General features: G+C 33.8%; 15 protein-coding genes. 10 read left to right on the top strand and 5 right to left on the bottom strand.

The annotated features are described in order from the left end of the window. Positions 1 to 23: 23 nt before the first annotated feature. From CR194_RS05260 to CR194_RS05285, 6 genes are all read left to right on the top strand, one after another. Complete coding sequence (locus tag CR194_RS05260) at positions 24 to 245, top strand: YdbC family protein (RefSeq protein ID WP_110608562.1); 222 nt, start codon at positions 24 to 26, stop codon at positions 243 to 245. An 802-nt stretch (positions 246 to 1,047) separates the two neighbouring features. Continuing rightward, positions 1,048 to 1,248 carry a site-specific integrase gene (locus CR194_RS05265; RefSeq protein ID WP_110608563.1) on the top strand — a complete coding sequence of 67 codons (201 nt, stop codon included), beginning with the start codon at positions 1,048 to 1,050 and terminating at the stop codon, positions 1,246 to 1,248. A gap of 357 nt (positions 1,249 to 1,605) precedes the next feature. Beyond that, a complete protein-coding gene (locus tag CR194_RS05270) occupies positions 1,606 to 2,724 on the top strand; it encodes a DNA cytosine methyltransferase (RefSeq protein ID WP_233254231.1) in 1,119 nt (372 codons plus the stop codon). After that, positions 2,717 to 3,811: a DNA cytosine methyltransferase gene (locus CR194_RS05275; RefSeq protein WP_110608565.1), complete on the top strand. Its 1,095-nt coding sequence runs from the start codon at positions 2,717 to 2,719 to the stop codon at positions 3,809 to 3,811. Before CR194_RS05270 ends, CR194_RS05275 begins: the two co-directional genes overlap by 8 nt. Positions 3,812 to 3,936: 125 nt before the next feature. Then, positions 3,937 to 6,369: a DNA (cytosine-5-)-methyltransferase gene (gene dcm / locus CR194_RS05280; RefSeq protein ID WP_110608566.1), complete on the top strand. Its 2,433-nt coding sequence runs from the start codon at positions 3,937 to 3,939 to the stop codon at positions 6,367 to 6,369. Positions 6,370 to 6,862: 493 nt separating this feature from the next. Further along, a complete protein-coding gene (locus tag CR194_RS05285) occupies positions 6,863 to 7,054 on the top strand; it encodes a hypothetical protein (RefSeq protein ID WP_110608567.1) in 192 nt (63 codons plus the stop codon). Between the two features lie 100 nt (positions 7,055 to 7,154). Here CR194_RS05285 and CR194_RS05290 read toward each other — a convergent pair whose 3' ends face one another. The 5 genes from CR194_RS05290 to CR194_RS20485 are packed head-to-tail and all read right to left on the bottom strand — an operon-like array spanning position 7,155 to position 9,369. Further along, positions 7,155 to 7,688 (bottom strand): ATP-binding protein, encoded by a 534-nt coding sequence (locus tag CR194_RS05290; protein WP_233254232.1) that lies wholly within the window; start codon positions 7,686 to 7,688, stop codon positions 7,155 to 7,157. A 32-nt stretch (positions 7,689 to 7,720) separates the two neighbouring features. After that, positions 7,721 to 7,894 carry an ATP-binding protein gene (locus CR194_RS20470; RefSeq protein WP_233254233.1) on the bottom strand — a complete coding sequence of 58 codons (174 nt, stop codon included), beginning with the start codon at positions 7,892 to 7,894 and terminating at the stop codon, positions 7,721 to 7,723. A 58-nt stretch (positions 7,895 to 7,952) separates the two neighbouring features. Beyond that, positions 7,953 to 8,171 carry a hypothetical protein gene (locus CR194_RS20475; protein ID WP_233254234.1) on the bottom strand — a complete coding sequence of 73 codons (219 nt, stop codon included), beginning with the start codon at positions 8,169 to 8,171 and terminating at the stop codon, positions 7,953 to 7,955. A 34-nt stretch (positions 8,172 to 8,205) separates the two neighbouring features. After that, the gene (gene istA, locus CR194_RS20480; RefSeq protein WP_269845703.1) at positions 8,206 to 8,991 is read right to left on the bottom strand and encodes an IS21 family transposase; all 786 of its coding nucleotides are present in this window, start codon (positions 8,989 to 8,991) and stop codon (positions 8,206 to 8,208) included. Continuing rightward, the gene (locus tag CR194_RS20485; protein ID WP_233254235.1) at positions 8,992 to 9,369 is read right to left on the bottom strand and encodes a helix-turn-helix domain-containing protein; all 378 of its coding nucleotides are present in this window, start codon (positions 9,367 to 9,369) and stop codon (positions 8,992 to 8,994) included. A gap of 472 nt (positions 9,370 to 9,841) precedes the next feature. On the opposite strand from CR194_RS20485, the gene CR194_RS20390 reads away from it, so the two are divergent. From CR194_RS20390 to CR194_RS05315, 4 genes are all read left to right on the top strand, one after another. Continuing rightward, complete coding sequence (locus CR194_RS20390; protein ID WP_199228122.1) at positions 9,842 to 10,051, top strand: DUF2726 domain-containing protein; 210 nt, start codon at positions 9,842 to 9,844, stop codon at positions 10,049 to 10,051. 491 nt (positions 10,052 to 10,542) lie between these two features. After that, positions 10,543 to 11,118, top strand: a complete 576-nt coding sequence (locus tag CR194_RS05305) for a hypothetical protein (protein WP_110608568.1) — start codon at positions 10,543 to 10,545, stop codon at positions 11,116 to 11,118. Between the two features lie 151 nt (positions 11,119 to 11,269). Next, on the top strand, positions 11,270 to 12,265 hold the full coding sequence (locus CR194_RS05310) for a hypothetical protein (RefSeq protein ID WP_110608569.1): 996 nt from the start codon (positions 11,270 to 11,272) through the stop codon (positions 12,263 to 12,265). 258 nt (positions 12,266 to 12,523) lie between these two features. Next, positions 12,524 to 12,892 (top strand): HIT family protein, encoded by a 369-nt coding sequence (locus CR194_RS05315; protein WP_110608570.1) that lies wholly within the window; start codon positions 12,524 to 12,526, stop codon positions 12,890 to 12,892. Positions 12,893 to 12,900 lie beyond the last annotated feature (8 nt).

Here is a 12,900-nt window from a genome sequence, read left to right on the forward strand (position 1 = left end):
TCGATGTAGAATGGGAGATTTGAATGGCAGATATTAAATATGAAATTACTGAACATCTCGGTGTATTATCCGAATCGCCAAAAGGATGGAAGAAAGAACTCAATTTCGTCAGTTGGAATGAACGGCCACCCAAATATGACCTGCGTGAATGGGCACCAGATCATGAGAAAATGGGGAAGGGTTTAACGCTGACAGAGGAAGAAGTAACCGAACTAGCGAAAATAATAACACATCATCAAAAATAAGAAGAGATAAGGCTGCAGGATGAACTTTGGAAGAGAGTTCTTCCTGCTGTTTTTAAATGAATGAAATGATTAAATTAATTAAAGAAGCAGTCCGAAGATGAAAAGGAAACTATATCTAAGCAACAGAAGAAATCAGAACAACAGAGAATCAATATCCTTTCCTGGATATAGCCTGCCAGCGTACTATTTTAATACCTTTTGAATACCCCTTGAATACCCTTTATGAGAAATCGAGCGAACTTCCAAATAATTCCAATAGGGAAAAACATTGATTTGGAGCACTTCATCAACTTCCATAAAATGTAAAATGACCCCACCTCTGATAGAGCGTAAGAAATACGGACTTAAAGCTGATAGTAATACAGTTTTGGTTTAAAGTGCTGATACTGAAAGTATGAAATACTAGAATCTCTTTATATTAAAGGTATTTTATTTAAAATTACACCTAATTCGTTTTTGCACAAATTTTACACACCTCTCACTTTAAACCTTATTACATCGATACTTTAAGACCTATCTGGACCCCGGCCACCGGGTACCATCTAAATAAATTTTGTGATTTAAACGTGAATAATACCGTAATATCAACCGTTTTCAGAGAAGTGGGGAACGGCTTTTTGTGTATTTATAGAAAATTAAGGTTTACTGAACATGATCAAAACGTGTGAACTAATCGTGTTTAATGATAGGTGGGATTTAATGAAATGAAATGAAATGACGTATGAACGTATTGAATGAAGCTGAATAAAAAGGTCAAAAGTCGTAAGAAGCTGAATTAAAGGAAGCAGTTGAACTATTTGAAATGGATTGTGATTTACGAAATTTAAGACCATATACAATTAAATATTACCCTAATGAATTATCAGCTTTTCTTGCACATTTATCTAAGCAAGGGATTGATATAGACCATCTTAAAACTATCCATGTTACGGAAGAATACAATAGGAAAAGCCAGTTTCTTAAAGATAGAAAGCAGAGATTGCTCTTTGCTTTTTTGATCTAAAAAAGACTTCTTCCTATGGTCTGAATTTTTCACCTCTTCTATTAATTCTTCGTTAGCTTTAGGAACAAAACACCTAAACTATGGTAGGTCAAAAAAGTTACCATTTATTGGGTTTTTTCAACATTTGGGAAAATAGGTGGAAAATCGTCCAATTAAATAATATATATTTCCGCTATTTCGTGGTATGATCGTATATTAAGTTAAAAGTTCTTAATAGATGGTTATGGAAAGAAATATTTTTAGAACGTATATTCTTATATCCTTTCATTTGTTATACTAGGAATTATTAAGGTTCTAATGCTACTAGGCAATATCTTTATTTTTTTATCTTATTGTCTAAAACATGAGAAAAAGGTAGTGAGCAAAAAAATGACATATAAAGTTTTTGATTTTTTTTCAGGTTGTGGAGGGTTTTCAAAAGGATTTGAATTGGCAGGATTCGATATTGTATTTGCTAATGATATCTGGGAAAAAGCCAGTATAACTTACAAGAAAAATCACCCTAATACACCATTCTTATTAAAAGATATAAAAAGTTTAAGTTCAAAAGATATTTCAAAAGTTTATAATGGGTCCCCAGATGTTATTATCGGTGGTCCTCCTTGTCAGGGTTTTTCTTTGGCAGGCTTACGCAAAATTGATGATGAACGAAATGAATTATACAAAGAATATGTAAGAATGGTTGCTTCTTTTAAACCAAAGATGTTTGTAATGGAAAATGTCCCAGGACTAGTTAAAAGAGCAAACGGTTATTTTTTTGAAAAAATAAAAAGTGACTTTATGGAAATTGGCTATAATGTTGAGTGCAAAATACTTAAAGCAGCAGACTTTGGTGTGCCACAAATTAGACAAAGAGCATTTTTTATTGGCAGTTTAAATAATGAGTTTCCTATTAACTTTCCTACTCCAACACATTATGATCCATTTGAGACAACGTTATTCTCAGAAGGAATGAATAAATACGTTACTCTTGGTAATGCTATTTCTGATTTGCCTTTACTACCCGATTCAGATTATCTAGGTGATGAAATTCAGGAATATGTATCCTTACCTCAAAATGAATATCAAGCATTTATGAGAGAAAATTCATATGCGATATATAATCACATAGCTACTAATCATAATGAAAAAACACGAGAGATTATCGCACTTGTTCCAGAAGGGAAAAATTTTAAGAGTTTGCCAGAAGAATTTAAAGAAACTAGGAAATTTAATGTGGCATTTACAAGACTAGATAGTAAAGTTCCTTCACATACAGTTGATACGGGTCATCGACACCATTTTCATCCTTGGCAAAATAGGGTGCCAACAGTCAGAGAAAGTGCCAGAATTCAATCATTCAGTGATGATTTTATTTTTTTAGGTACAAAAACTAGTCAGTATACTCAAGTTGGGAATGCGGTTCCACCTTTATTAGCAAAAGTAGTAGGGAAATCTGTATTATCAAGTTTGAAAAAGGTGACTATTAATGCCTAAAGAATTAACAGTCGTTTCTTTATTTAGTGGTGGGGGACTCATGGATTTAGGCTTTGTAAATGTAGGTTATAAAATTATTTGGGCTAACGATGTAGATAAATTTGCGGTCAGGGCTTATAAAACAAATATTGGAGATCATATTATTGAAAAAGACATTTCAAATATAAAAATTTCTGATATTCCTGATTCTGATGTAATTATTGGAGGATTTCCATGCCAACCTTTTTCCTTTTCAGGTTCTAACGAAGGTGTAAATGACAAAAATGGAAAACTTGCATATCAGTTTTACCGTTTAATAAAAGCGAAGAAACCAATAGCGTTTGTAGCTGAGAATGTTAAGGGGCTAACAACTAGTAAACATGGAGAATTTCTTATAAAATTCGTTGAAATGTTAAAAGAACTGGGCTATAAAGTCACGTATAGAACATTAATTGCTTCAGAGTACGGTATTCCCCAGAACAGAGAAAGAGTTTTTATTGTTGGTATAAGGGAAGACCTTAATAAACAGTTTGATTTTAACAAGTTAGGTAAAACAGAAAAAGTAAATGTAAGAATGGCGTTAAGTGCTATTGAGGGTTTACCAAATCATGAAAATACAATGAAATTTTTTAGCCAGCAGGCGGTTTTTGGAGGTCTCAAAAGAGGAGGAAAAGGTGGCACCTATGGTATGAGAATACAAGAATGGGAAAATGCCAGTAATACACTTCGGTCCCATATTGCGAAAGATGGGATAGATTTTGTTCATCCTAATTGTGGCTTAACCAATAAGTACCTTTCAAATTTTTATAAATTGAAACAAGAAAATAGTAATATAGATTTGAACCAAAAGGCGGAAGAAATTGTAAACAATAATTTACCTAGAAGATTATCGGCAAGAGAATGTTTAAGAATTCAAAGTGTACCTGATACTTATTATTTTGTCGATAAAAGTGTACCAGCAATTTTGAAATCTAAACCTGACTTAGCCGTACCTGTAACTACTCAATTCAAGATAATTGGTAACGGTGTTCCTACTCTATTAGCAAAAAAAGTAGCAGATTCGTTAAAAACAGTTATATCTAGTAATAAGAAGAAGGTGTATAGTTAATTCTATTCACCTTTTTTTTACTTCTCTCAAAAGATTATTAATAAAATGGTAAATATTTCTTAAACATAGGTAATTTTTTTGGTAAACTGAACTTAACAATTCCTATAAGGTGAGGTTTTTTAAAAATGTATTATATTTTAGATTTGTTCTCAGGGTGTGGTGGTCTTTCTTACGGCTTTGAACTAGCAGGTTATAATACCATAGCTGGGGTAGACATTGATGATGCGGCATTAAAAACTTTTGCACACAACCATAAAAAATCAATTGCAATTCAGGGTGACCTTACGCAAATGTCCAGTTCAGAATTATTAGAAAAAATTAATGAAGAAGATATAGATGTAATTATTGGTGGATCACCTGCCCCATCAATTACACAATATGGTTTTAAAGCATCAGAAGATGATCCAAGAAATAATTTATATTCAACATTTATTAGAGTGGTTTCAGATGTTCGCCCAAAAGCTTTTGTTTACGAAAACGTTCGAGCAATAGCTATTCAGAATAACGGAGCTATAAAGGACCATATTATCAATGATTTTTCAAAATTGGGTTATAAAGTAAGTTATAAAATAATAAATACAGCTGAATACGGTGTTCCACAAATACGTAAAAAAATTATTATAATTGGGCTTTTGGATTCAGAGGTTTCATATAAGTTTCCTGTTTCTACACATTTAAATGAAGTCGAATGGATTACCACTGAAGAAGCTTTGAGTGATTTACCTCTTTTAACAGATAATGCAAATAGATCAGGTGATTACATTACACCTCCTAGAAATTCTTTTCAAGAACACTGTAGAAAAAATAATCCTCAGTTAATGAACCACTCGAACCTGCAACTAAATGAAAAATATGAAAGAATTTTTTCGTTAGTTCCTGAGGGTGGTAAAAATAAACTATTTACCAGACATCACAGTAAAAAGCCATCAGGTACGATACTGGGGGGAACAAGGCAACCTATCCACTATAAATGCAATCGGATAACAACAGTTAGGGAAAACGCTAGGATCCAATCTTTTCCTGATGATTTTGTTTTCTTTGGAAGCCTGAGACAACAATATGCTCAAGTAGGAAATGCAGTTCCACCATTATTTGCAAAGATAATTGCAGAAAGTTTAAAACCCTATTTAGCAGGGAAGGTTGCTCCTAAAACATTTTACAGCGTTCCAGAAGAGTACTTCTTAAGGTTGCATCATCCTAGACCAAGGTTCAAACGTGAAATGGAAGAAGTTCTAATTTATTTTGCTTCAGAGATAACAACAATAGGAATATTACCGAAAAAAGAATTTAAAATTCGGTTGAATAACGCAATTAGAAGATATCCAGGAAATCTTGATGCAAGTCAAAAGACAATTGATAACTGGAGAACTGAAATAGATGCACTCTTTGGCTTCATAATAGAGGACCAGAAAAAATGTTCCCCAAGTAACCGTGCTATTGAGTTGGCAACTAACCAAGATTTAGTGAAATTTTTTAAACTTTTTTGTTACCACTTTCAATATCCTGGAGGTTTTGTGAAGCCTCAGAGGAATTTAGAATTTATCAAGCAGGGAGTTAATTTCCAACCAGTTCATTATTTTATTCAGTTACTTCAGGTTGCCGAAACAACTGAAAAAATGAGAATTGGGATTAATAAAGCTGAAGCAACTCACTGTATTTTTAATGATTTACGAGTTACAAGAGATAATAGGGCTGTTGAAGATACATGGAGCCTGATTTCTAGTAACCGTAAAAGGAGTTTAAAATATGATTGGGACGGCGGTATAATTCGTTATGCAGGGGATATTTTAGATTATGCAGTTCAAGCCAATTTGTTAGTAAAAAGACCCGATGGAAAATACTATTTAAATCATGTTGAAGATTTAGCTCTTCAACGGTTTATAAGTCCTGAATCTGGAGATATTTTTAATTATTATGAAATATTACCAGATATATCGTCTGTTACATTGAAAGAAGTTAAGGAACTTGACAAAGTATGGGTCAATTATTTTAATACCGAACGAAATGATAGCTTCTTCGACACTGATATTCTAGCATTATTAACTGAGACCTCTGAACAATATGAGGAATTAAAAGAGACGATTAGCGACCTTGATTCAATTATAGAAGAGGGATTTGAATCAACGGGTGCAATTGGTTCAGTTGGTGAAAGCTTAATTATTAATCACGAAAGATTAAGAATATCAAATGAAGGTAGACCTGACCTTAAACATTTAGTAAAATTAATTCCTGCTGCTTATGCTGTAGGATATGATATTAACTCTGTTGACTTTGATGAGAAAAAACGTTTAATTGAGGTTAAAACCACTGCAAGTTCTAAGCCTTTAGATTTTAGAAGATTTCACCTTACTACGAATGAGTGGAGCTCAGCTACAACATTCAATGATAGGTATTATGTATATAGATTAATGGTGACGAAAGGTAGTATTAAATTACTCCTTATACAAGACCCTGTTAAACAATATAAAGTTGGAAATTTAAATGCAGTACCTCGAAAAGGTATGGATATTACCTTTGATCCAGATAAATGTGGTGAAGTGATTGAACTTTATAGATAATTGCTAAACAAAAGGCAACCAAAAAAGGCTACCTTTTGCACAATTGAAAGTTAAAACAATTTTAAATCTAATCGGTTTTTGTAAATTGTTTCTTCTCATTATTCAGTCTGTTGTATATTAATAACCAAATACTTAGTTTGGATCTTTTAATAATGGCATGGGTATTGCAAAGTCTTATTTTTTACTGCTTCACCCAATGAAACAACGTGCTATTTAAGGTAGCCCGTATTCTTGAATACGATAAAGAGATAGGACAAAAAGAGGACAGAAATGAAATAAACAGCATTTTGAAAAACTATAGTAATGATTTTAATTGTAAGAAGATGTGTATATTCGAGAACTAATCGATAATGGACTAGAAAGATTAGTCGATTCCATTATTGATTTTTCAATCTAATACAGATTCTGAAGAAATTGTTAAAGTAGCAAAAAATATTCTTTCAATAAAAACCACATCAGCGACAAGAAGGCAGTTCTACTCGAAATAGGTTCTGTGTTAGAAAATTTAAAGAAAACAGGGAAATTAAAATTAAATAAATCCGATTCTTCTGATTTGTTCAATGTACTAAATGGCTTCAAATTGCGTCATAGTTCAGCTAAAGACAAAACAGAGTATATTAAAGATATTTTCTATCCTTGGATTTTTTCTAAACAACTCTCAGCACTAGATGCAAGCACTTTATAAAAAAATACAATTTAAAACGAATGTCAAAGGTGCTAATTTAGCACCTTTTTTCTGTGCACATAAGGGTTGTTTTTGTCAATATAATATTGAGCCACAGCGATCACTTTAAAAGTGAGCCACTTGTCATCTTTGCGCACCCATTATTGGACAGGATTGGAAGTTGGGAGAGTCGATCTAAAAGAGCTGCGGTCATCTTGTCTCCAAATAAACTCGTCCATTCACTGAATTCTAAGTTGGTTGTAATGATGACACTCGCACGTTCATATCGACTGGAGAAAAATTGAAACAATTGCTCTGATCCAACCTTTGAAAAGGGCACAAATCCAAGTTTATCTATAATAATCACATCTAATTTGAGCAACTTTTTTTCTAGAGCATTTAGTTTGTGTTCTTCCTTTGCCATCAATAGTTCTTCTACCAATTCTGATGCCGTTTTAAACTTAACTTTGTATCCATTTTGAATCATTTCAATACCTATTCCTGTTGCTAAATGAGATTTCCCAGTCCGACTGTTACCAAGGAAAATAATATTCTCTTTTTTTTCTACGAAATCACCTTGCCCTAACGTTAAAAATCGGTTTCGGTTTAAGCTAGGCATTAAACTAAAATCATCAGCATCTAACGTTTTATGCACGGGAAAAGTAGCTTGTTTAAGTCGTCGTTGTTTTAAATTTTCTTCTCGTGTTTTACTTCTAAATCTAATAAAGCTAACAAGTACTCTTCATAACTAAGGTTCCGTTCTTCAGCCTCTCTTGGGAGAGCCTCGTAGTTTTGAGCGATGGTAGTTGGTCTTAATTGCTTCATCATATGCTCCAGGAGTAACGTTGTTGTCGCCGTCATTTCTTACCTCCTGTCAGTAAACCATATTGTTCTACGTTCAATTTTTGAACTTTATAGTCTAGTAAACTAGTAGGCGTTTTTTTCTTGAAAAGTTATGAATGGTCATTCCCTTATTTGTTAGTTGTTGAATGATATCGTGAACCACCTCATATCGAAATACGTGAGTCTTCTCAGCTTTGATTAAAGCTTCAGTTAACTTGGGCAAGCCAATTTCACGATGTAAGAGTAGAAGACGGACGAACTTTTGATCTCCAATCGCTCCTTCTTGTTCTCTCATCTTACGATGATATCGTTTGGATACGTCTGAAATTTCAGAATATTAAAAGGCGTGTGCATCTCTGATTGAGGTTCGTAAACATTTGATGTCGTTCATAAGATCGATAATGTTCTGCGATCAGCTGGTTTTGAGCCACTATGACCACCTGATCGACAAAAATTTTTGCCCAAACATCTTTCCCCACAAATTTACATGGAACAGAGTATTGATTGGTCTCAATTGTAATTAAATACGTTTTATTCACCTGACATGAGATCAACTTACACGGTTCAAAAACCTGATCAGGAAGGCTATGTAAATAACCTTTTTCGTTTTCCCACATTTGAGCCACGGTCTCTTTGGAATTTGGAACCATGGTTCTCTCTGATTCTTTTAAACACCATGCTTTCAAGAAATCATTTAGTTCTTGCATCGATTGAACTTCTGGAATTGGAACGAAGGCATTTCTTCGAATATAACCAACCGTTCCTTCGACACGTCCTTTTTCGTTCCCAGAGCGAACATTACAAAACTCGGATTTAAATAAATAATGGGCTTGAAGAGCGAGAAATGTCTCTTGTTCTATACGATTTCTTCCTTTCAAGATTTTTTGCACTGCCGTTTTTAAATTGTCATAGAGTCCTTCTGTTGGCACCCCTCCAAAGAACTCAAAGGTATGAACAAAACCATCGAGAAAAGCTTCTTGCTTTTCGTGAAGATACGCCCTGACAAATCTCATAAGACTAGCCGATAATTGAATACAAAAAAGGTAAACCCGTAGGGTTCGACCTTTCAGAACAATATTAGCTTCGCCCCAATCAAATTGAAATTGTTGGCCCAGTTAAAATTCCAAAGGAATGAATACTTTTTGAAGTTTCTTTTTACGCTTGGCAACCACTTTTCGAATATTGGATGCCGAACCTTTAAAAGCATACTCCTCAACGAGTCTCTTGTGAATTCTAGCGGCCGTATGTTTTTGTTTTACCCAATGCTTCAAATCATCTTCTAGCCATTGATCGATGATCGGTAAAACTCGTTTGGTTTCACCTGAATACTGTTTAGAACCATAAATTTTTTGTCTGTTCATCGCCGTAGGGATATCCGGTTGATTAAGATATTTACTTACGGTATTCCTTGATATACCGAGTTTCTTCGCAATTCTTCTTTCCGATAAACCTTCAACCTCTTTTAAAAATTTGATATTATGATATTGAGCCATATCAATCATCCACCGTTGTCAATCAATCGAATGATTTTGTAGGCAATCCAAATTTAATTAATGTTGCTGTTTCTCGAGCAGTTAATAAGTTAATTATTGTCCAATCGGACAGCGATAAATATGACCAAACCAACGTTGGCGACTTGATTAGGTATATTGAGTACAACAACTTCGAGGTTATAAACAGCAATATTCACTCTGTGTTTGACCTTTTGTACAGCAATTACTCAGAGGAACTTGTGAATTTCATGAACAAAGAGAAAAATGTTTCTGAGTATCACTCGGAAAATCTGATGAATAGTTTAATAGAAAATGTTTTGGATAGGCTAGAGTACCAACATCTAGACTGCGTGTTACATCAACCTTTGAAGATGCTGATTCGTTATCCACATAAGTTAAATGACGAAGAGAATCGTTTGGTTATGAATGTGTTAACCCACACTGATTCGTCATATACAGCAAACTTGATAAAATGCCATTGCTGGTTGTAGAAGTGGATGGCTATGCATACCACAATGACCCGAAACAGGTTGCGCGAGATGAAATGAAGGATGCCATCTTACATAAATACGGAATACCTATCATCCAATTTGCTACTAATGGAAGTAGAGAAGAAGAAAGATTGGTTGGTAAGTTGGATGACGTGTTAGGTCGGGGTGAGAAAAAGGACAAGTTATTTTAAGGTTGGAAGAGTTGTTTGGACCGCTCTAGGACAAAAGATGGGTAGATTTCAAGAAGTAGGTTAATCAAAAAGAGTATTAAAGATAGTTTGATTATCGAGTCATATTGTGGATTAGCTCTAATAATACACATTACGCAGTAGACGGATACTACGCAGCAAGGAATTTCAAACTAGTATAAATTAACAAATGGAGAATAGATACGAGTATTTATATTCTTTTCATGAACTAATTTGTTATTTTATGGTATTACTTATATAAAGATACTTGATATTGTTAAGTTTTTTACATAAAATAACGGGCAGTTAAGTTCCATAAGAAGGAACAATATTGTTCTATGTTGAATCAAGAAAAAAGGATATTTAAGTTTGGGGCAAGTAGGGTGTTTAAAGTCATTAATAACTAGTGTCATTGGATATTTCCCCCCCACTCTCGAGTTGCGGATTAAAAGTCGGTTGTTAAGCCGATGAGATAGATAAAAGGAGTTGTTCGAATGGCGATTTTTCAAGAATCCTTTTACATACCTGATGAATTAATGAAGAAGGTTACTACGGGAGATTATAAGATATTTGGTGGCGAGGTTCGTAATAACAAAGGGCAAATTTTAAAACTTCTTAGACCTATCAGCAAGTTGGAGGCTACTTTATACTATGGATGGAAGTATAGAAAACCCCTTTTTATGGTGGGTAAGTTAGGTATGGCCGGTTTAAAAAGTTATATTAAATCAAAGAAACAACAAGAGCCTGATGTTATCGTAAAATTTAGAGAAGCTCTAAAGGTTTACCTAAACGCTGTGCGCAAGGGTGCTCTTACAATGGAGATAATTTCAGATATGATGGAATGTTTAGGTAAACTGAAAATGCATCCTAATTTTGAAGTTGTACTTTCAAGTGAGGAGTTGGATGTGCTTTTGAATCGAATGTATGAGTACACAAAAAAACTTGCAGTAGATAATGCGATTGAACTAACCATTCTAGAGAAAGAAACACCTTCGCAATTTGAGAGTCCAATTATAAATCTACAGCGAAATCTTGAAGCACAAAAGCGCATTTTTGAACTTGCTTCTTAGATCAAAGCAATAGTGAGTAAGCCACCTTATGGAACAATTATGACTATAGTTAATTTACTAAATGAATTGTGATATCTGAATATATCGTATTATTAAAAAAAGCTCAATCGAGCTGAACAAGGTAGATAGTAGTATCTAAGGAGGAAGGCAATTGGGTAAAAGGAAAAAGCCACCTATTAAAATAGGTCCAGATAAAGGGCTAGCTGAGCAGGAGATATTTAATTTAAATAAAGAATTTTATAATGATTATGCAAAAGATTACTTCGGGACTAAATTAGTTCTTTTATCTTCAATTTTGTCCAACCCTGATAAATTTATAGATGTGCTTCATGATGGTGAAGATGTTAAGGTTGGTGTTTTAAGCTATAAACTTGATGAAGATGATTTGACAAAAAATGAGCTTGAGAAGTTTGCACGGCTAGAACTAGCTACAACGTATTACCATTGTCTCGAAACGTTTCTAAGATTATTTTTAGCCCATGTATCTATCCCTGCATGTCCATGGTTAGAAATATCAAGGGATACAGATTTTAGAAAGTTCAAAAAAACAGTATCAGATTTACTTGAAGATAATTTTAAATATGATGATACGCAGTTCACTGTTGTGGAAAACCTTTTATATGTGTTTTATGGTAATTACCAAGAAGAAACTTTTAGCCAACAGGGTATTAGTAGGGAAGAAGCAAAAGGCATATTAATGAAATGGATCAAATGGGCAGCCAAAGATTTTATATCTGTATATGATTATAATGCTTTTAAGCATGGATTAACCGTATCTACAGATACTCAAGGATTAACCATTGGTCGTGTAGATGAAACCTTTAAATTAGAAGAACGTGGGGATGCTTTAAAATTTATTGCTAAAAAACAGAAAACAGAAAGATGGGTTTGGGAAAAAAAATATGTGTTTACTCCACTAGACTTTAGAGCAGTTGCAATTAATATATATAGTGGTTTAATAAATAATTTGCTTAAAGTTGGAAGGGTCACTTATTTAAAAGAAGAACAACTTGACAAAATGCTTTTCCTTGGAGGAAAGGATGCAGTACCAGAACACTTCCATCAAATGGTTAAAACAGAAAACGAACTTGGCATTTCTCTTCAAGGTTATTCAATGGAATTACTGTACTATAGACTTGATAAATAAAGAACTATCATTTATAACATGTTCTTTGCTGCACAGTACAACGATACTATGCAATAAAAATTGATATTTTACAATAAGCCGGAATTTCTATATACTTTTTCCGAATTAAAGATTAATAAATAGTATGAGTGCTTATCATTAATACTGAACTGTGGCTATTATGTATAGTCACTTTTTCTTATGTATTCATGGAAATCACACTCAATAGCTAGTAAAATATACCTTAGCAATACTTAATGGAAATGGAGAATGAATCGAATGACTACTAACTGTGCATTCTGCGAACTAGATATATACGTATTAGAAAATGATCTAGCTTTTGTGATATACGACAAATATCCGGTTGCAAAGGGACATGCTCTTGTCATTCCGAAGAGGCATGTAGCAGATTATTTTGATACGACGGAAGAGGAAAAAGCGGCGATGCTTCAACTTGCTGCAGAGATAAGTGAAGTTCAGAAAGAAGAGCTTTCACCTGATGGTTTTAATATCGGAATTAACTGTGGGGAAGCCGCTGGTCAAACGATTTTTCACGTTCACATGCACGTCATCCCTAGGTACAAAGGGGATATGGATGACCCACCTGGTGGTGTCCGTGGCGTAATCCCTGAAAAACAGAAGTATTAGCGGAGGAG

It is taken from the genome of Salipaludibacillus keqinensis, assembly GCF_003226325.1.
Classification (GTDB): Bacteria; Bacillota; Bacilli; order Bacillales; family Salisediminibacteriaceae; genus Salipaludibacillus; species Salipaludibacillus keqinensis.